This window comes from Rossellomorea vietnamensis NBRC 101237 (assembly GCF_001591825.1).
Lineage (GTDB): Bacteria > Bacillota > Bacilli > Bacillales > Bacillaceae_B > Rossellomorea > Rossellomorea vietnamensis.
In genome coordinates, this window is sequence record NZ_BCVQ01000010.1 from 74,132 (window position 1) to 93,009 (window position 18,878).

The 18,878-nt window shown below is 43.2% G+C and carries 19 protein-coding genes; all 19 read right to left on the minus strand.

Annotated elements, in window-relative coordinates; all coding sequences use genetic code 11:
• Positions 1 to 444: a cell division protein SepF gene (locus BVI01S_RS07815; protein WP_034755821.1), complete on the minus strand. Its 444-nt coding sequence runs from the start codon at positions 442 to 444 to the stop codon at positions 1 to 3.
• A 16-nt stretch (positions 445 to 460) separates the two neighbouring features.
• Positions 461 to 1,135 carry a YggS family pyridoxal phosphate-dependent enzyme gene (locus tag BVI01S_RS07820; protein ID WP_034755823.1) on the minus strand — a complete coding sequence of 225 codons (675 nt, stop codon included), beginning with the start codon at positions 1,133 to 1,135 and terminating at the stop codon, positions 461 to 463.
• A 1-nt stretch (position 1,136) separates the two neighbouring features.
• A complete protein-coding gene (gene pgeF, locus BVI01S_RS07825; protein WP_369690884.1) occupies positions 1,137 to 1,958 on the minus strand; it encodes a peptidoglycan editing factor PgeF in 822 nt (273 codons plus the stop codon).
• A 51-nt stretch (positions 1,959 to 2,009) separates the two neighbouring features.
• Positions 2,010 to 2,297: a YlmC/YmxH family sporulation protein gene (locus tag BVI01S_RS07830; RefSeq protein ID WP_034755825.1), complete on the minus strand. Its 288-nt coding sequence runs from the start codon at positions 2,295 to 2,297 to the stop codon at positions 2,010 to 2,012.
• Positions 2,298 to 2,439: 142 nt separating this feature from the next.
• Complete coding sequence (gene sigG, locus BVI01S_RS07835; RefSeq protein WP_218000676.1) at positions 2,440 to 3,288, minus strand: RNA polymerase sporulation sigma factor SigG; 849 nt, start codon at positions 3,286 to 3,288, stop codon at positions 2,440 to 2,442.
• A gap of 127 nt (positions 3,289 to 3,415) precedes the next feature.
• Positions 3,416 to 4,135, minus strand: coding sequence for an RNA polymerase sporulation sigma factor SigE (sigE, locus tag BVI01S_RS07840; protein ID WP_034755828.1), 720 nt, complete (start codon positions 4,133 to 4,135; stop codon positions 3,416 to 3,418).
• A gap of 53 nt (positions 4,136 to 4,188) precedes the next feature.
• Positions 4,189 to 5,115, minus strand: a complete 927-nt coding sequence (gene spoIIGA / locus BVI01S_RS07845) for a sigma-E processing peptidase SpoIIGA (protein WP_061809827.1) — start codon at positions 5,113 to 5,115, stop codon at positions 4,189 to 4,191.
• Positions 5,116 to 5,399: 284 nt separating this feature from the next.
• Complete coding sequence (gene ftsZ, locus BVI01S_RS07850) at positions 5,400 to 6,563, minus strand: cell division protein FtsZ (RefSeq protein ID WP_061809828.1); 1,164 nt, start codon at positions 6,561 to 6,563, stop codon at positions 5,400 to 5,402.
• Between the two features lie 41 nt (positions 6,564 to 6,604).
• Positions 6,605 to 7,903: a cell division protein FtsA gene (gene ftsA / locus BVI01S_RS07855; RefSeq protein ID WP_061809829.1), complete on the minus strand. Its 1,299-nt coding sequence runs from the start codon at positions 7,901 to 7,903 to the stop codon at positions 6,605 to 6,607.
• 115 nt (positions 7,904 to 8,018) lie between these two features.
• The gene (locus tag BVI01S_RS07860; protein WP_034755840.1) at positions 8,019 to 8,381 is read right to left on the minus strand and encodes a small basic family protein; all 363 of its coding nucleotides are present in this window, start codon (positions 8,379 to 8,381) and stop codon (positions 8,019 to 8,021) included.
• Position 8,382: 1 nt separating this feature from the next.
• The gene (locus tag BVI01S_RS07865; RefSeq protein WP_034755843.1) at positions 8,383 to 9,111 is read right to left on the minus strand and encodes a DUF881 domain-containing protein; all 729 of its coding nucleotides are present in this window, start codon (positions 9,109 to 9,111) and stop codon (positions 8,383 to 8,385) included.
• A gap of 63 nt (positions 9,112 to 9,174) precedes the next feature.
• Positions 9,175 to 9,885 carry a DUF881 domain-containing protein gene (locus BVI01S_RS07870; RefSeq protein WP_034755846.1) on the minus strand — a complete coding sequence of 237 codons (711 nt, stop codon included), beginning with the start codon at positions 9,883 to 9,885 and terminating at the stop codon, positions 9,175 to 9,177.
• Positions 9,860 to 10,645 carry a cell division protein FtsQ/DivIB gene (locus BVI01S_RS07875; protein ID WP_034755849.1) on the minus strand — a complete coding sequence of 262 codons (786 nt, stop codon included), beginning with the start codon at positions 10,643 to 10,645 and terminating at the stop codon, positions 9,860 to 9,862. Before BVI01S_RS07875 ends, BVI01S_RS07870 begins: the two co-directional genes overlap by 26 nt.
• Before the next feature lie 632 nt (positions 10,646 to 11,277).
• A complete protein-coding gene (gene spoVE, locus BVI01S_RS07880) occupies positions 11,278 to 12,378 on the minus strand; it encodes a stage V sporulation protein E (RefSeq protein WP_034755851.1) in 1,101 nt (366 codons plus the stop codon).
• A 113-nt stretch (positions 12,379 to 12,491) separates the two neighbouring features.
• Complete coding sequence (gene murD / locus BVI01S_RS07885; protein ID WP_034755854.1) at positions 12,492 to 13,841, minus strand: UDP-N-acetylmuramoyl-L-alanine--D-glutamate ligase; 1,350 nt, start codon at positions 13,839 to 13,841, stop codon at positions 12,492 to 12,494.
• Positions 13,842 to 14,816: a phospho-N-acetylmuramoyl-pentapeptide-transferase gene (mraY, locus tag BVI01S_RS07890; RefSeq protein ID WP_034755857.1), complete on the minus strand. Its 975-nt coding sequence runs from the start codon at positions 14,814 to 14,816 to the stop codon at positions 13,842 to 13,844.
• Positions 14,817 to 14,818: 2 nt separating this feature from the next.
• Positions 14,819 to 15,139, minus strand: a complete 321-nt coding sequence (locus tag BVI01S_RS07895; protein ID WP_156477313.1) for a hypothetical protein — start codon at positions 15,137 to 15,139, stop codon at positions 14,819 to 14,821.
• Positions 15,140 to 15,243: 104 nt separating this feature from the next.
• Positions 15,244 to 16,704, minus strand: coding sequence for a UDP-N-acetylmuramoyl-L-alanyl-D-glutamate--2,6-diaminopimelate ligase (locus tag BVI01S_RS07900; protein WP_034755862.1), 1,461 nt, complete (start codon positions 16,702 to 16,704; stop codon positions 15,244 to 15,246).
• A gap of 206 nt (positions 16,705 to 16,910) precedes the next feature.
• Complete coding sequence (locus tag BVI01S_RS07905; protein WP_034755865.1) at positions 16,911 to 18,830, minus strand: stage V sporulation protein D; 1,920 nt, start codon at positions 18,828 to 18,830, stop codon at positions 16,911 to 16,913.
• Positions 18,831 to 18,878: the final 48 nt, after the last annotated feature.

The window sequence follows — 18,878 nt, forward strand, 5'->3', positions numbered from 1 at the left end:
TTACCACCTCGAGTCTGCTAAATCTTCCTCTTTTAAGAATTCAGAAATATTCCCGCTCACTTCAACATTGTCAGGTGTGCAAAGGAAAATATTATCACCTACACGTTGAATGTCGCCGCCGATTGCATACACCGTCCCGCTGAGAAAGTCGACAATACGCTTCGCCTGGTCATGCTGTATCCGCTGCAGGTTTACCAATACAGAGCGTCGATTCTTTAGATGGTCTGCAATTTCCTGTGCCTCTGCATATACTCTTGGTTCTACAAGGATCATCTTGGAAGATTTCTGGACACTCTGAAGGCTCACAACATTTTGTTTTGTATTTGAAAGCTGCGACTTCATGGGCTTTTTCTCCTCGTATTCTTCTTCATACTTTTCTTCTTCATATTCGTATTCATCTTCATCCAGCAAAAAGAACGTTTTAAACTTTGACTTAATACCCATTTGTATTCATCCCCTCTCAGTCATTTCCAACTAATGCAGTTCCAATACGAATAAATGTGGCACCCTCTTCAATTGCAATCACATAATCGTTGCTCATTCCCATGGATAATTCTGTACATGGGGCATATGGAAGATTAAGTGAACGGATTTCTTCCTGAATGGTCTTCAGCTGCCTGAAACAAGACCTTAAGAAAGGTTCATCATCCGTATGTGGAGCCATTGTCATCAATCCTACGACTTTAATATTGGATAAGTCTTTTAAACTGCCGACAAATTCTTTCACTTCATCGGGAGAAATACCATGTTTGGATTCTTCTCCGGAAACATTCACTTGAACGAAGCAAGACACAGGCTTATCCGCTCTTTTGTGAATTTCTTTGGCCAATGACAGACGATCCAGGGAGTGTATGTATGATACTTTATCAATGATGTTTTTGACCTTCCTTGATTGCAGGGAACCGATGAAATGCCACCGGGCCTTGTCCCGTAAAACATCCCACTTGGAGGTCAGACCCTCATCCCGGTTTTCCCCTAAGTGAAGAAGCCCTGCTTCGACTGCTTCTTCTGCACGGTCGATGGATACGTATTTCGTGACCGCCACGACATGAACGTCTTCCATCCTTCTGCCGCTGCGTTCACAGGCACGTTGGATGTTTTCATTGATGTGTTGAATATTTTCAGATACCTTCATCTTATTTCTCCTTCCAGCCAATAAAACTCATCATTCTTCCCGTTTCTCCACCATCTCTTCTATAAGAGAAAAATTCATCGTGACAGGACGAACAAAAACTGGAAGTATGAATTTGATCAGAATGCAATCCGGACTGAACCAAGAGCTGATGATTTAATTTCTTCAGATCCAGATTGTACTGTCCCTCTTCCTTTAAATTATAGGGTAAGTTGTTTTCATCTTCTAGTGTTTTTTTCACTTTGTCAATCACATAATCATCCACAATATAGCAATCTTTACATATGGAAGGTCCAATCACCACTTCTATGGAAGACAGGGAGGAACCTTTCCCGATAAACGCACCGACCATTTTAGGTCCTATCTCAAGGACCGTCCCCTTCCACCCTGCATGTGCAAGACCGATTGTTCCGGTCATCCTGTCAAAGAAATAAAGGGGGACGCAATCTGCATAACACATCGTTAACAGAAGGTTTCTTTCCCCTGTCAAGAATCCGTCGGTATCTTTAATGCTATTATGATAGTTCTTTGCACCTTTCCCTCTGTCCTCGGGGCTCACGAAAGAAATATTCTTCCCATGTGTCTGTTCAGCAGCCACAAAGGAATCAAGAGGCATATCCAGAGCGGATGCAAGAAGTTTACGATTGTGAATGACGGATGCTTCCTTATCTCCTACATGAAGCCCCATATTGAATGACTGAAAAGGACCTTCACTTATTCCGCCACGATTTGTGGTGATGCCCGCGACGAGTTCCGGGTTTTCTTTCGTCCATTTTCCAATGGAGTAATATGAGTTTGTCTTTGTTATAAAAGGCTCTTTCAACACGGTGAATCTCCCTCGTTTTTTATTTAGTGTACCATAGTCCATTGAGATTCGTCATGTATCGGGGGATTGTTTCGGTTCCTGAAGCTGTCCTTGTATATAATGGCTGTCTTTATATCGGACAAGAATGACGTCTTCCCCAATCTTTACGATACTGCTCCATGGAATCACGATATCTTCATCCTTCCCGAAAAAACCCAATATTTTCCCCCCAGTGCCTATCACGATTGCCTCGATTCTTCCAGTATCCAGATTGATCTCAATGTCACCGATATTCCCCAATTTCCTCCCATCTGAAATACTGACAACATCCTTCACCTGGAATTCTGATATACGCACCATACTTCTTCACCCTCTTTTCATGAAGTTCCTTATCGGTTGATAACGGTGATACACTTCACCTTTTTATAGTAGATATTATAAGTGTATGCATCAAAAAAAAAAGGCAGACCTTCCCTTGGGAAATCTGCCTTTTTTCTTAATATCATTGAATATTTTTGTTCATTTGTTTAATTGCTGCTTTTTCCAGTCTTGATACTTGTGCTTGGGAGATTCCGATTTCCTCTGCGACTTCCATTTGGGTTTTTCCTTGAAAGAAGCGTTTGCTGATAATGAGTTTTTCACGATCATTTAATCGTCTCATTCCTTCTTGAAGGGCAATTTCTTCGATCCAGTGGAAATCGCGATTCTTTTCGTCGCTCAGCTGATCCATAACGAATATGGGATCTCCTCCATCATTATAGATGGGTTCAAACAGCGAAACGGGATCTTGTATGGCATCCAGTGCGAATACGATTTCTTCGTGAGATACATCAAGAACTTTGGCTATTTCTTCCGCAGTCGGCTCCTTGGATGTCTCCCCCATTAACTTCTCCCTTACTTGCAGAGCTTTGTACGCAATATCCCGCAGTGAACGGGACACCCTTATCGGGTTATTGTCCCTCAAATATCGACGGATTTCCCCAATGATCATCGGTACCGCGTATGTAGAGAATCGAACGTTTTGACCCAAATCAAAATTATCGATGGATTTCATTAATCCGATACACCCTACTTGAAATAAATCATCAACATACTCACCACGGTTATTAAAGCGTTGAATTACACTTAAGACGAGGCGTAAATTCCCGTTGACCAGTTTTTCTCTCGCGGAAATATCACCCGCTTGCATTTCCTTGAATAAAATTCTCATTTCATCATTTTTGAGTACTGGCAATTTGGACGTATCCACACCACAAATCTCGACTTTATTACGTGTCATTCTTTCCCCTCCTTGTAGGAGCTGCTGTACAAAATTCAGTATTTCCTTGAAGAGGAAAAATATGCATTTCATTCTGACAGGCAGTGGCAGGTGCGTTCCAAATCCCTTACGATAACTGATTTAAAAAGCTAAAAATTTTTTTAATTCCTGGCCATATTAAAAAGCTGACCTTTTCAATTGAAAAAGTCAGCTTTAAAGGTTAAACCATTTTATTGAATTCCTTCTTCAGTCGCTTAATAATCCTTTTTTCCAAACGGGAAATGTAGGACTGGGAAATCCCAAGCATATCAGCTACATCTTTCTGGGTTTTTTCCTCTTCCCCCATCAATCCGAATCGAAGCTCCATTATTTGCTTTTCTCGATCTGAAAGCTGATGCAGGGCATTAAAGAGTAATTTTTTATCCACTGTTGCTTCAAGGTCTTTCGTAATGATGTCTTCATCCGTCCCGAGTACATCTGATAACAGCAGTTCATTTCCATCCCAATCGATATTAAGGGGTTCGTCAAATGAGACTTCCGAACGGATTTTGTTGTTCCTTCTTAGGTACATAAGAATTTCATTCTCTATACACCTAGAAGCGTAGGTCGCCAACTTGATTTTTTTCTCTGGATTGAAGGTATTGACTGCTTTAATAAGGCCGATTGTGCCGATACTGATCAGATCTTCTATATTGATGCCTGTGTTTTCAAACTTTCGGGCGATATAGACTACCAGTCTTAAATTACGTTCAATCAATAAGGATCGCGCTGCCTTGTCACCTTTAGGCAATTTATGGAGGAGGACTTCTTCCTCTTCCTTTGTCAACGGTGGAGGGAGCGCTTCACTACCACCTATGTAGTAAATTTCATCTGTCTTCAGGCCCAGCTTGATTAACAGTTTGTACCAGTAATATAAAAATTTGAATTTGAATTTTTTCATTGTTGCTCCCCCTTCTATTTCTTTAAATTGTGAGTATAGTAGTATTAATTGATTTACGAAACGTTAAGCACCGGCTTTCTTGCAGCCATTTTCGGATGGACGATCGCCCCGAAATTGCCATCCGCCGATAAGGGTTCTTCCCTAAAGGCGACTAACCCATTTGATATGGTCCATTCTGCCTCATGATCACTGAGTACCAATGAATCAGGCTTTATCGCTGCCAGAAGCTGACTGCTTCTTCCCACCGATTGTGCCGGGACGATACGCATCCTGTCAGACCAGCGGGTATCGATTTGTTTCTCACCCGAAAAAATGTCATCTACATCATGGCAAAGTGCCTTCATTTCATCCGGGATCTCACCCTCGATTTCTGCAATGGATAGAATCATCACCGGACTTTTTGAAATGGGATCCTGAAGTTGGTTCCCACTATCCACAAGACCATTTACAGTACAATGGAAATCATCGATCTGGATCTTGACCTTCAGGAGCTGATCATATTGGAGCTTCACATGCTCGATACTATCCACCCTTCCCTTAGAAAAGTACCAGGCAAGCGGCAGGGCGAGCATCACAAATACCCAGCTTATCGGGTCACCAAACCCGCGTATGCTTGCAAGCAGCATGGATGATTCCGTGCTTGGATCGAAGCTGATAAAATAATGAGTCCCAATTAATATCCCACCCGTAAAAAAGGTGACGAAATAGAACATAAGAAGATTTGACATATAGTAGCGCCATCTTCTATAGCCAAAAGCTGAATACACCATGACAACGGAAAATAATAACTTGACTAAGGGGTTTCCAGTAAAGTGAGCAAATGGTGAAAAAGCGAGGAGAATAATGACTGAGCCTATCAGACTCCCGATCGCTATTCTCCAGAGGGTGTATTGTCTCTTTAAGATGATTCCTGTTAACCATAATAAGAAAAAGTCTACTAACAGATTTAACAACCAAATGACATCCAAGTATAAAGTCAATCTCTACCCTCCTTTTAACACCTCACAATTCGATTCTGATAAAGACCGGAATGACTTATCAGAAGTATATCGTACATCCTTTTTAAAGGTTGTCATTTTTTGTATGCTCCCACGGAAAAGTTTTCAGAGATATGAACGAAAAATGTCATTAAATATGGATGCAACAGACACCTCCAATATATGGTTTTTAGTTTGTATTTTGGGTCCGGATAATAAAGTATTCTATAGAAATAAAAATCCCCCAAGGCTTAATGCCTTGGGGGATTCCTATTTCTATTCCATTATTAACGACGACGGTTTCTATTGCGAAGGAAGGTTGGAATATCCAATGTTTCTTCCGCACCTTGATTCGAAGAGGTTCTCACAGGCTCCTGCTGTTGAGGCTGCTCTTCACGTTTAGGCTGTTCCCGTTTCACCGATTGGCTTGGGTTAGGACTTTGATTTGGTTTCATCCCACCGAAAGTTGGACGGGTTTGTTTCGGAGGTTGAATGACCTCTTCATTGAACCCGGTTGCAATGACGGTAACGACGATATCATCTTTTAAATCTTCGTTGATCACGGAACCGAAGATCATATTTACTTCTTGATCAGATGCAGAGGCTACGATATCGGCAGCTTCCTGAACTTCGTAAAGGCTTAAGGAAGTCCCACCGGTGATATTCATCAGGACGCCTTGGGCACCATCGATGGATGTCTCAAGCAAAGGACTTGAAACGGCCTTTTTCGCGGCTTCTGTTGCACGGTTCTCTCCAGATGCTGCACCGATTCCCATCAGGGCTGAACCTTTGTTAGACATGATTGTCTTAACATCTGCAAAGTCCAGGTTGATGAGACCAGGTGTAGCGATAAGATCCGAGATACCTTGTACACCTTGACGCAGTACATTATCGGCTTCACGGAAAGCTTCAAGCATCGGAGTACTCTTATCTACGATCTCCAGAAGGCGATCGTTTGGAATGACGATAAGGGTATCCACGCCTTCTTTCATTGCAGCAATACCACCGCTTGCCTGATTTGAACGCTTTCTGCCTTCAAATGTAAACGGACGTGTCACGACACCGACCGTCAATGCGCCGATTTCGCGGGCAATTTGGGCAATGACAGGAGCTGCACCAGTTCCTGTTCCTCCACCCATTCCGGCAGTGACAAAGACCATATCAGCTCCTCTAAGGGCCTCTTCAATCTGCTCTTTACTCTCTTCAGCAGCTTTTTTACCTACTTCAGGATTCGCACCCGCTCCTAATCCCCTGGTTAATTTGCCACCGATTTGCATCTTTATTTCAGCTTTTGATAGATTCAAAGCCTGTGCATCCGTGTTGACAGCGATAAATTCAACACCTTGTACGCCGTGCTCGATCATGCGGTTTACGGCGTTGTTTCCTCCGCCACCGACACCAATAACTTTTATTGTCGCTAATGAATCTAAATTTGTATCAAACTCCAACATGACAAATCCTCCTAACTCGTCGAATCTATGGATTCCTTTATTTATTCAAAGAAGTATCCAAAGAACTTTTTCACTTTTGACATGGCCTTTTCATCTTCATGTTCTTCTTCTTTTACCTTTGCAGGCTTCGGCTTTTTATTCACAGGTTTTGATTGACGCTTCTCAGCGGCCTCTACAGGCACTGGTTCCGCGCTTACAGATCTTCCTTGCAATCTAGCATTCTTTTGAGCGTATTTAATCAATCCGACCGCTGTCGTATACTGGGGTTCCCGTACACCGATATAATCAGGAATTGCCACTCGTACACGATTTTGGAAAACGATTTGTGCTAATTCTAACACACCTGGAAGATTTGCTACACCACCAGTTAGAACATATCCACCCGGCAGGTCCCTGATTCCCAATCGTTTCAGCTCATGGCTGATGAGGTCCAGGATCTCTTCAAGCCTTGCTTCTATGATATCAGAAATTTCTAATTGATTAAATTGCTGATGTTGATCACTGCCAATAATTGGCACACTGAACACTTCATCTTCTGACGCATGGTCATAGAATGCATGTCCATATTTAGTCTTGATTTTTTCTGCGTCGTCCGTTGAGGTGCGTAATCCGATCGACAAATCCTTCGTGATATGCTCCCCTCCTACGGGCAGCACGGTTGTCGCCTTCAGGTGCCCCTGTTCGAAAACGGCTATCGTCGTAGAACCGCCACCTATATCGATCAGGGCAGCTCCAAGGTTCTTTTCATCCTTTGACAAAGCAACCGTACCTGCGGCTAAAGGCTGAAGGACGATATCGACAATTTCAAGTCCGGCTTTTTCTACACAACGGAGAGTATTATGTAAAATCGTCTTAGATCCCGTAATGATGGTGCCTTCCATTTCAAGTCGAACACCGATCATCCCCCGTGGATCTGTAATCTCATCCAATCCATCAACGATGAATTGTCTTGGGATTACGTTGATGATTTCCCTTTCTGGAGGAATCGATACAACCTGGGCTGCATCCATCACTCTTAGAACGTCTTCATCGCCGATCTCCCTGTTGTCACTCGACACTGCCACCACACCATGACAGGATTGAAGCGACACATGGTTTCCTGTTATACCTACGATGACCTGGCTTATGGATAAACCGACCATCCTTTCAGCTTGTTCAACTGCCTTCTTGATTGTATGAACAGTTTCGTCTATATCTACGATGGAACCTTTTCTGATTCCTTCTGAGTTCACATTTCCTACACCGATTATGTTTAAGGAATCATTTGTCATTTCACCAATGATTACTTTCACTGTGGATGTACCGATGTCTAGGCTAACGTAAATTTCATTGCTGTTCACTCTATGGCACCTCCTTAAAGAATGTTTATTTGGAACAACAATCCTAGAAAAACATGATTCTAAGTATATCTTAATATGATATTCGTCGTAACAAAAACGATTCCCTTTTAAAATTCTAATTTTTTTCTCTTTTTTCTTGATTATTTGACCAATTGCTAATCATTATTCTTCTAATCACTGCAATGTTTTGGAATAACCTTACCCCAAAAGCAAAAACAGCCGCCAAATATAAGTCTACACCAAGATGTACACCCAGAAAAGCTAAACTTGCTGCTAGTAAAATATTAAAAAAGAATCCAGAAACAAAGACCTTGTCATCATAAATATTTTGAAGGTGGGCACGAATACCGCCAAATAATGTATCCAATGCTGCGAGGACCGCAATCGATAAATAATTGGAATACTCTTCTGGAATCCTAATATCTGTCAGAAGCCCCAGGACGACCCCTACTAGCAACCCTAAAACGGGAAGCCACATATTATTCGTTCCCTCCCCTTTCCTTAACCGGTTCCATGAAGCGGATCCGGATCGTATCTTTATATTCTGGAACCGTGAGCTTTTCTAAAGGCTTTGAGATGCTGACCCGGAGGTTATCGATAAAGAAGTCTTCAACGGATCTAGAAACCTGCATGCGGTTATACAGGTCCTTGGCTGCATTTACATCCTTGGTCAACACCCTGACTTCAAACGGTATTTTCTTGATTGAATTACCGTCCACCTTCGTTTCTCCATTGATATCCCGGATGACTGACGTATTGATTAGGCGATGGCCGTCAATCGCGATATCTACAGCATCATACTGATTCAGTTCATTTACAAGCCTCTCCAAAAGTTCTGGTGAGACATTCTGAACTTTTTCACCGAGGAGGATTTCCTCCATCGAAGGCTCTATCGTCAGGATAAGACCGGGACCCGTTTTTTCCGTCAGGCCCATTTCAGTCTTCAATTCCTCTAACGTTTGCTTTAAGGCCTGCTCGGGGCTTGATTGCTGCTCGGTTTTATACTGTTCCAGCTTCGCTTCCACAGAACGCGTTTCCGATAATAAATTGGAATTGACTTCCTTTTCTTTCAGAAGCGCTTCCCTCAGTTCCCAGATATCTCTGGTATCCCGGACAACTGGCTCTTTGACAGTCTGGAACTGAATGGCAATCATAAACCCGATGATGACCGTAATGACGGTAAAGCTGATTTTAAGTTTGTTGTCCATTTATTGCACCTTACTTTCGGGACCTGACCCTCGCCCGTATCATTTACTTCAATGGGAGCCGGCTCATGATTCGCCAATCGTGGGTTCGAGGATGACCGAATTTTCTTTTTTCATCTCAAATATGATATTTTCATTCACCAGCTGATCCTTCACTCCGCCTGTGATATTCATGGCGGAGGACAGCACTTCCGGATCTCCGATTGCCGTTATTTTGAATGGGGCAGGGTACTCGATGCCATCAATCTGGATGACTGGACCGTTACACAGTATGTATGAATCATGCTTAAGTCTTTGTCCGTTGATGGCAACCGCAGAGGCACCTGCTATATATAATTCATTGATCACCTTAAAGACGTGGTGTTCATGGACAATATAATTATTTGCGTTTTCTTCCTCCGGGTCATATTTCGCATCGGACAAGGTCACCGTCACCCCCGGCCCCTTCACTTTCGTTTTGCCTAGGTACATACGGTACTTCTCGGCATCCTCTGCCAGGTTGAAATAAATTTGCTTCTCTTTGGAGAATTCCTTCTCCATATTGCCGACCTTCTCCTGTTTCTCATAAAGCTTTTCCTGCAGGCGATTATTCTTCTGCTGGTACTCGAGGATTTGATCTCTTAACGTTTCTTCCTGTTTCCATTGACCATTTGTCCGGCTCCCGAGCTCATTTTGTTCTGTGTTTGCCAGACTGAATGAAAAAGCTAGGATGAAACCCAAAACCAGACATACAAGAGAGAGGACCACGTGCTTACCTCTCACCTTCATCCTCTTCATCCGTTTGTTCACCTTCCGTTTCGTATGCTCTGAAGTAAGAACCGACCTCTAGGTCAATGACCCCTTTTACCGAAGGGTCTAATTGGCTGACGATCGAAGGATAATGCACCATCTTTTCAGAGAAGCTCCGGATGGTCGCACTCACTTCGAACCCATCATTCATAAATAGAGTCAAGTGATATTGGTCTGTCTTCTTGGGAACGAGGTTAATCTCTGAGATGAGATGCTGCACTTCTTTTGGAAGTTCCCCTAATTCGTTCACCATTTTGACCAGGACCTTATCTTCTTCGAATCCCCTCAATAGAGGTGCATCCACAGGAATCGATCCGGTCCCTTTATCCAGGACCTTCCCATTTTCCAAAATGACAAAAAATTTATTCCCCTTTGAGAGATATGCTTTTTTATCATATTCTTGAATGGTAATGTCGAATGAATTCGGAAAGGATAATTCCACTTTCGCATCCTTTACTTCAGGAAGTTTCTTTAATTGCTCGACCGTTTTTTCTTTGCTTACACTCCATACATTCATACCTTTGTCAATTCCACTTTTTTGAAGAACCGTCTTATTGGATATAAGTTCATTCCCATGAACGGACACTTTGTTTACATGACTCAAGGGCGATTGAAAGTATACAACCGACAATATCATCAGAAAGAATAAAGAAAGTAAAAACAGTAGCCTGCGGTTTGCTTTCTTTTTTCGGTGTTGTTTTAGTTTAGGAATACGATCTTCAAGGGAAACAACATTTTCTTTTTTCATTTCGTTCTCCTCAATTTCACTTTGAATTCATTATGCCATGAGTAAGCTGAACTCGTCATGTCTTATAATGAAAGTACTCTTTACATTGGGATACCTTCTATTCTATACGAAGGAATAACATGTTAAAAGAGGAATAGAACGTTATTTTCTGCCATATTGCCTAATAAAGACAAAAAAATGAGTGATGCAGGGTTAATGGCCTATTTTGGGAGAAATTGACCCACCGTCACCATAAGATGGATTGTCCATACCGCTTTTCGTATATGTACTTTCATTCACTTTCCAAAAGAAGGACCATCCTATGTATTTCACTCTTGAACCCTATTTTAAACAACAATTGCACCATAATGAATGCATGTCATTGAATTGTAAAAGTTTTGGTTAACAAAAGTAACAAACTCTCCTTTATTTTGAAAAGGTATGATCAAAATGAATTACGTATATGTAATTTATTGTAACATCGAAAACGCAAATATCCTATCGTTATTTCATTCAACGGAAAGATTTTCTTCGTTGTGTAAGAGATACAAAAAAAGAGACCGACTGAGAAAAATGGGAAGGAGTGGTGAGGTCTTTTATGACCATGCACTTCTTTCTGCCATTTTTCATGTGTCAATCTCTTTAGTGGAGCATTAGTTCCTCGAATAGCGGCTTATATTCAACAGGACACCTACAGCCATGAGCATGAGGGTCAAAGAGGATCCCCCGTAGCTCAAGAATGGAAGTGTAATCCCGGTTACGGGCATCAGCCCCGTCACGACCCCTACGTTGATCATCACCTGGATGGCAATCATGGACACGATCCCCAGAGCCAGGAAGCTGCCAAATAAATCAGGTGCCCCCAATGCGATCCTGATCCCTCTCCACAAGATCAATGAAAACAGGATCAATACTAGGGTTCCCCCTATAAATCCAAGTTCCTCTGCTAAAATAGCAAATATAAAGTCGTTTTGAGGTTCCGGTAAATAAAAGAACTTCTGTCTGCTCTGTCCCAGACCCAAACCGAACAATCCACCAGGTCCGATGGCATACAGGGATTGAATGATCTGGAAACCGCTATTGAGCGGATCCTGCCAGGGATCTAAAAAGGATGTGATCCGTTTAATCCGGTAAGGAGCAGAAATGACGAGTCCTACAAACCCAAGCAAACCGATCATGCCGAGTCCTACGAAATGTTTAATCCGGGCCCCGGATATGAAGATCATCACAACAGAAGTCCCCACCATGACGGTACCCGTCCCCAAGTCCGGCTGGAGCATGATCATTCCAAAAGCCGTAAACACAAGTAAAAGTGCCGGAAGTACTCCTTTTCTAAACGAAGTAATATACTTTTGGTTCTCAGATAAATACTTTGATAGAAAAGCGATCATGGCGAGTTTCATAAACTCTGAAGGCTGAATGGAGAAGGCCCCCACCCCGATCCAGCTCCTCGAACCGTTCCGGAGTACCCCTATGCCGGGAATGAGAACGAGCACAAGGAGGACGAAGCATACGATGATGATGATCTTTGACCAGTTTCTCCATGTCCAGTACTCTACGTTCATGATGAAAAACATGGCGAATAATCCTACACCTGCGAAGAGCACCTGTCTTTTTGCAAAGAAAAAGGAGTCATTAAATTTGTAATCTGCCCATACAGCACTCGCACTGTATACCATGACCAGTCCAATCGCAAGCAAAGTGAGCGTAACCACAATGAGTATAAAATCGGGAGTCGATTTTTTTAAAGGCAATCCTAAACACCTCGAATAGACAAATTTAGAGCCGTTCGAGCATAGAAAACTACTGATCCCGGATTGAATGACTGGTTGTGTAAGTATGGATGCTCTATATGGACAAGCCCTTATTAAAGCTTATGCACGGCCTCGATAAACATGTCACCGCGTTGTTCAAAAGTACGATATTGATCCCAGCTTGCACATGCAGGGGACAATAATACGATATCCCCTTCCCGTGCATGCTCATACGCAACCGGAACCGCTTTTTCAACATTATCGACAGGAATAATCGTTTGTATCCCTGCCTTTTCCCCAGTCTTCACGAACTTCTCAGAGGTCTCTCCAAAGGTGATCAATGTTTTGACGTTTCCGAGGAATGGAATCAGGTCATCAAATTCATTTCCGCGATCCAATCCCCCTGCAAGCAGTATAGTAGGGGATTCAAATGCTTTAAGCGCACTTTTCGTCGCCAGGCTGTTCGTTGCTTTAGAATCATTGTAAAATTTGATGCCATTCATTTCCCGGACGAATTGAGTCCGATGTTTCACTCCGCCGAACGTACTCAATACCTTTTTGATACTATCATTTGACACCCCATATATTTTACAGGCTGCAACGGCACATAGGATATTTTCAAGGTTATGCGCTCCAGGAAGGACGATGGAGGATAAATCCACCACTTTTTCGTCTTTGAAATAGATCGCACGATCCTTAATATAGGCACCGCCTTCTATTTCCTTTTCGGTTGAAAAGCGAATCACCTGGGCTTTGGTAAAGCTGACCGTATCCTGTACATGCTCTTGGTCTCCGTTAATGATGAGATAGTCTTTTTCCGTTTGGTTTTTTGTAATATTGGATTTTGCTTTCCAATATTCGTTCAAGTCCCCATGGTAATCCAGATGGGCATCATACAAATTTGTAATGATGGCAATGTGCGGAGCGAATTCCTGGGTCCCCATCAGTTGGAAGGAAGATAGTTCGACTACCATCTTTTCGTCCTCTTTCGCATCCTGGGCCACTTCAGAAGCAACGGTTCCAATATTCCCGGCGATCAGAGGCTTTTGGTTATCCTCTTTCAACATTTCGAATAACAGTGTCGTGGTGGTCGTTTTTCCATTGGTTCCCGTGATCCCGATCATTTCCGCCTCTGAAATGAGATAAGCGAGCTCGACTTCTGTTAAAACGGGAATATTCTTCTCCATCGCTTTTTTTATCAATGGGTTATGATATGGGATACCCGGATTCTTTATGACATATTGAAAGCCTTCATCGAGAAGCTCGATGGGATGACTACCGCATATGACTTTAATCCCTTCCTGCAGGAGCCCTTGAGCTTCGGGATTTTCTGATAAAGGCTTTTGGTCATTGACCGTAACAAATGCTTCTAACTTATGTAGGAGAGAGGCAGCACTTACCCCACTTTTTGCCAAACCTAATACCAGTACTTTTTTATGTTTGAATTTTGTAATGTTTTTCACTTATAACCACACCTCAATATAGATTCCTAAAACGGCAAAAAGTAATCCCACAGTCCAAAACGTGACGACGACACGCCACTCCGACCATCCAACCAGCTCATAGTGGTGGTGCAATGGGCTCATTTTGAAAATTCGTTTTCCTGTTGTTTTAAAACTTGCCACCTGTAAGATGACGGAAAGAGTCTCAATGACGAAAACTCCCCCGATAAGGATCAATATGATTTCAAGCTTGGTTAGAATGGCGATCGTGGCGATTGCGCCTCCGAGTGCAAGTGAGCCCGTATCTCCCATGAATACTTTGGCAGGATGTGCATTGAAGACGAGGAAGCCAAGAACCGCCCCCACCACCGCTACTCCAAAGATGGCAACATCATATTGGGATTGACTCCACGCAAGTACAGCCAGTGCGCCGAATGCAATGGCACTTGTTCCGGACACCAAACCGTCCAGACCATCCGTCAGATTGACTGCGTTTGAAAATCCAACAAGCCAAAAGATAATGAATAAGCAATAAAACCAGCCTAATTCAAACGAAATATCCGTCAGTGGTATCGAAACAGTGGTCGGAAAGTCGTTTTGTTTAAAGATAAGATAGAAGATCACCGATATGACAATCTGTCCCAGCAGCTTCTGCTTGGAGGTCAAACCTAAATTCCTTTTCATCACGACTTTTATAAAGTCATCCAGGAAACCCAATAAACCAAATCCAACAGTCACGAGGATCATTAAATACGTTTCAGGGCCCGGTTCTGAATATTTACCGGTCATAACAAATGTCGTGATGACGATGGATACTAGGAACACGATCCCACCCATCGTTGGTGTACCGGTCTTCTTTTGATGCGACTCGGGCCCTTCATCCCTGATGCTTTGTCCAAACTTCAATCTTCTGAGGAAAGGGATAAATAATGGGGCAAGCAATACGGTTATGAGAAACGCCATTATGATGGTAAAAAAGATCACTTGTTCCATCATCGTCATTCCCCTCCCATTCCATCGGTTGGATCCAGTATAGATCCCTCCATAGACTTATCATTTGTTTGATGCTGTTCAGATTCGCTGCTAAAAATAAACTTCGTCATAATTTCCCACTTTTCTTGATTGTAATTTTGTTTGTAACTCTCTTGTAAGTCTACATAAGCCCTGTATACATCTTCAACTATAAATAACGGAAAGTGATTGGGGACAAATGATGGGATTTCTTCACCCTTGTGCCAAAGGGAAGCAATCGCTCCTTTTTCAATGCTTCTAAAAAGGTTCACTTCATCACCTGCAGGTATATATAGTCCTTTCTCCATTCCCATCCTAGTTGAATTTGAAACTACTAAAAAGGAGTAGCCCGGCAAATGGATTCCTCTGGTTTCCGGAAACTTTTTTCTAACTTCATCATAAAGGAGCATTCCTACATCCCCTTGATGAAGTGTCTTGCCACTTCCCGGTCATCAAAATCGTATACATGATTCCCGATGATCTGATAGGTTTCATGCCCTTTCCCGGCAATCAGGACGACATCTTCCGGTTTCGCAAGACTCAAGGCTTCTTTGATCGCGTCTTTGCGATCAACGATCAATTGATATTGCTTGCCGACAACTCCGGCTTCCATATCCTTCAAGATGGCCTCCGGATCCTCTGTCCTGGGATTATCAGAAGTGAAAATGGCATAATCGCCATAATCACAGGCAATCTCCGCCATGATCGGCCTCTTGATCCTATCCCTGTCCCCTCCGCATCCTACCACTACAATGACATGGCCGTTTGTAATCGTCCTGATGGTCTCTAACACATTCTTCAAGCCATCCGGAGTATGGGCATAGTCGACGATGACCGAAAATGGCTGACCTTCTGAAATGGTTTCAAACCGTCCCCTGACCCCTTTGGCTTTTTCGAGGCTCCTTATACTTTCATCAATTGGTATACCCGCAGCAAACGCTGTCGCTATTGCAGCCAGGGCGTTGTATACATTAAACTTCCCGGCATACTTTAAAACCATTTCCCGTTCCCCAAATGGTGTGACAAGGGTGAAGACCGACTCTGTTGCCCTAAGGACCACATCTTTTGCATGAAAGTCAGCTGATGGAGACAGTCCATATGTAACGACATGGGCGGCTGTGGATTTGATGAAATAATCAGATGCATCATCGTCCTTATTAATAATGGCATACTTAGGGGATTTCTTGAAATAAGTATTCCCTAATTGAGAAAACAATAAGCCTTTTGCATTACGGTAGTCTTCCATTGTTTTATGATAATCCAGATGATCCTGCGTCAGGTTCGTAAACACTGCTATGTCATAGTCACACCCATGCACACGTCCTTGATCCAAAGCATGTGAAGAGACTTCCATGATGGCGGACCGCACCCCTTTATCGCAAAATCGTCTGAACGTCTGCTGAAGGGTCAAACTGTCAGGCGTGGTATTATGGCTGACCTCCAACTCCTCCCCCACTTTGATATGCAGGGTTCCAATCAATCCTGTCTTCATCCCACTTTGAGTAAAAACATGATCGATGAGATGGGTCGTCGTGGTTTTGCCATTCGTCCCCGTCACTCCGACCAAAAGCAGCTGATGGGAGGGCTGTTTATAAAAATGGTCCGCTAGAATCGCCATCGCTTTCTTCGTATCGGGAACAATGATGACAGGAATGCCTGCATCCAGTCTCCTTTCTGCAAGGATCGCTGCTGCACCATTCTTCTCTGCCACCTCTGCAAGAGAGTGGCTATCGATTTCCAATCCATTGATACAAATAAATAAATCACCATTCTTTACTTTCTTGTGGTGATTCGCGATGTTTGAAATATCCGGATTCCCTTCACCATGTACTGAGAAAAACGGTAGTACTTCAAGCAAAGTGTGCAATCTCATCCTTTCAACTCCTCACAGGCAGAAAGCAACCTTTTTATATTTTACAAAAAAATATGAATGAAAGCTATCAACCTTTTAACTTAGTTCGATATCTTTTTTACGTCACGCGAACTGACACTTTATACCCCGGGGATCCATCCGTCCAAATCCCCGGCATAAATGAAAAGTATATCATGAAATGACGATCGTGTAGACCTTCTGTGCCATTATTCTTCAGATAGGTAGACCCTAACCTTTGAACCCTGTTTTATTTTCACTCCCGGGTCCGGAGACTGACTTACCACCTTTTCACCGCTTCCACTTACATCCAGGTCAAGATTCACCAGTTGTTCCTGCAGTTCATTTTTCGTCAATCCGACCAGATCCGGGGTTTCAATCAACGGAGTGTCGGTCCACGTCATCTCTTTTTCAATTTGACCTTTACGCTTCGGGACCCCCATTGCCTCCAGACTATCACCTATGATACTCCCTCCGATCGGTGCAGCCACGACTCCACCGAATTGAATCGTCCCCTTCGGATTATCGACAGCGACATACACCACAATCTGAGGGTCATCTGCAGGAGCCACTCCCATGAAGGAAACGATATGATTGTTTTCCAGGTACTTACCATCCTTTGCCTTCTGCGCTGTCCCCGTCTTCCCCCCTACCCGGTAACCATCTACAAACGCTTTCTTTCCGCTTCCTTTGGCCACTACACTTTCCAACGCTTCACGAATCTGCTTTGACGTTTCTTCGGAAATGACCCTTTTCTTGATCTGAGGGCTCTTTCTCATGACCACTTCTCCGGTTGAAGGGTCGATAAGCTCTTTTGCGATATAGGGCTGATACAATATTCCTCCATTGACTGCCGCTGACACTGCTGCGACCTGTTGAATAGGGGTAACGGCCACCCCCTGGCCAAATGCGGTTGTCGCCTGCTCTACAGGCCCGACACGGTCGAGATTAAAGAGAATGCCCTTCCCTTCCCCTTGCAGATCGATCCCTGTCTTCTCACCAAAACCAAAATCATGGATATAACTGAATAATTTTTCTTTCCCTAACCTTTGACCCAACTCGACAAATCCCGGGTTACATGAGTTCTGTACCACTTCAAGGAATGTTTGTGTTCCGTGTCCCCCACGCTTCCAGCAGTGTAGTGTCGATCCGGCCACTTCGATATGCCCGGGGTCATGAAAGGTTTCTTTATAGAGATCCACCTTTTTCTCTTCGAGGGCCGCTGCAAGCGTAATGATCTTGAACGTGGATCCTGGTTCATACGTGCTCCAAATCGGTAAATTCCGATTATAGATCTCCTGGGGCACATTACGGAAATTAGCCGGATCAAATGTCGGCCTGCTGGACATGGCGAGTATTTCACCATTCTTAGGATTCATGGCGATGGCGATGATGCCATCTGGATTATACGTCGCCTCTGCGATATCCAATTCACGCTCAACGATGGTTTGCACTTTGGTATCGATCGTTAACTTTAAATCCAATCCATTCTCCGGCTTTTCAAAATCATCGGCCATATCAGGCATTCTCTTTCCTTTGGCATCGGAGAAGAATTTCACATACCCTTTATCTCCACTAAGCTCTTCATCATAAGAAAGTTCGAGCCCCATGAGCCCTTGATTATCGATTCCTGCGAAGCCGAGTACATGGGATAAATAACTTCCATATGGATAATAACGCTTAGAATCCTCGCCTAAGTACACGCCTTTCAAATTTAAATCCCTTACCTCTTTCGCTTTTTCATACGAGATCTTCCTTGCTTCCTTTATCAGCACCATATTGGCTTTCTGTGTTACATATTTATATGCAGACTCAACTGAAATATTAAGAACGGCTGCCAGTTTATCCGCTGTTCCTTGAGGGTCCGTAATTTGCCGTGGAACGACAAATATAGTCGGTGCACTTTGATTCCCTGCGAGTTCTACTCCATTTCGGTCGACTATTTTCCCTCTCTCAGGTTGAAATGGAATATTTCGACTCCAGGAGTCTTTTGCCAAACCGGTAAGCCAGTCCCCTTTAAAAAACTGAACATACCCCAGCCGGATATCTATGATGGAGAAAATAAGGACTCCTACTATAAGCGCTACTGCCAACCTCTTCCTTACCGTTACATTGGATACTCTTTTCACAAATGGAACCTCCCCTTCTATGGCTCGTTCCATTATATGCTTGGACTC

What these genes read in the sequence shown, in the direction of transcription:
- BVI01S_RS07815 (WP_034755821.1), bottom strand. Translation starts at nt 444, where the DNA reads ATGGGTATTAAGTCAAAGTTTAAAACGTTCTTTTTGCTGGATGAAGAT.
- BVI01S_RS07820 (WP_034755823.1), bottom strand. Translation starts at nt 1,135, where the DNA reads ATGAAGGTATCTGAAAATATTCAACACATCAATGAAAACATCCAACGT.
- BVI01S_RS07830 (WP_034755825.1), bottom strand. Translation starts at nt 2,297, where the DNA reads ATGGTGCGTATATCAGAATTCCAGGTGAAGGATGTTGTCAGTATTTCA.
- sigG (WP_218000676.1), bottom strand. Translation starts at nt 3,288, where the DNA reads ATGAAATGCATATTTTTCCTCTTCAAGGAAATACTGAATTTTGTACAG.
- sigE (WP_034755828.1), bottom strand. Translation starts at nt 4,135, where the DNA reads ATGAAAAAATTCAAATTCAAATTTTTATATTACTGGTACAAACTGTTA.
- ftsZ (WP_061809828.1), bottom strand. Translation starts at nt 6,563, where the DNA reads ATGTTGGAGTTTGATACAAATTTAGATTCATTAGCGACAATAAAAGTT.
- BVI01S_RS07860 (WP_034755840.1), bottom strand. Translation starts at nt 8,381, where the DNA reads ATGTGGCTTCCCGTTTTAGGGTTGCTAGTAGGGGTCGTCCTGGGGCTT.
- BVI01S_RS07865 (WP_034755843.1), bottom strand. Translation starts at nt 9,111, where the DNA reads ATGGACAACAAACTTAAAATCAGCTTTACCGTCATTACGGTCATCATC.
- BVI01S_RS07870 (WP_034755846.1), bottom strand. Translation starts at nt 9,885, where the DNA reads ATGAAGAGGATGAAGGTGAGAGGTAAGCACGTGGTCCTCTCTCTTGTA.
- BVI01S_RS07875 (WP_034755849.1), bottom strand. Translation starts at nt 10,645, where the DNA reads ATGAAAAAAGAAAATGTTGTTTCCCTTGAAGATCGTATTCCTAAACTA.
- mraY (WP_034755857.1), bottom strand. Translation starts at nt 14,816, where the DNA reads ATGATGGAACAAGTGATCTTTTTTACCATCATAATGGCGTTTCTCATA.
- BVI01S_RS07895 (WP_156477313.1), bottom strand. Translation starts at nt 15,139, where the DNA reads ATGGAGAAAGGACTATATATACCTGCAGGTGATGAAGTGAACCTTTTT.
- BVI01S_RS07900 (WP_034755862.1), bottom strand. Translation starts at nt 16,704, where the DNA reads ATGAGATTGCACACTTTGCTTGAAGTACTACCGTTTTTCTCAGTACAT.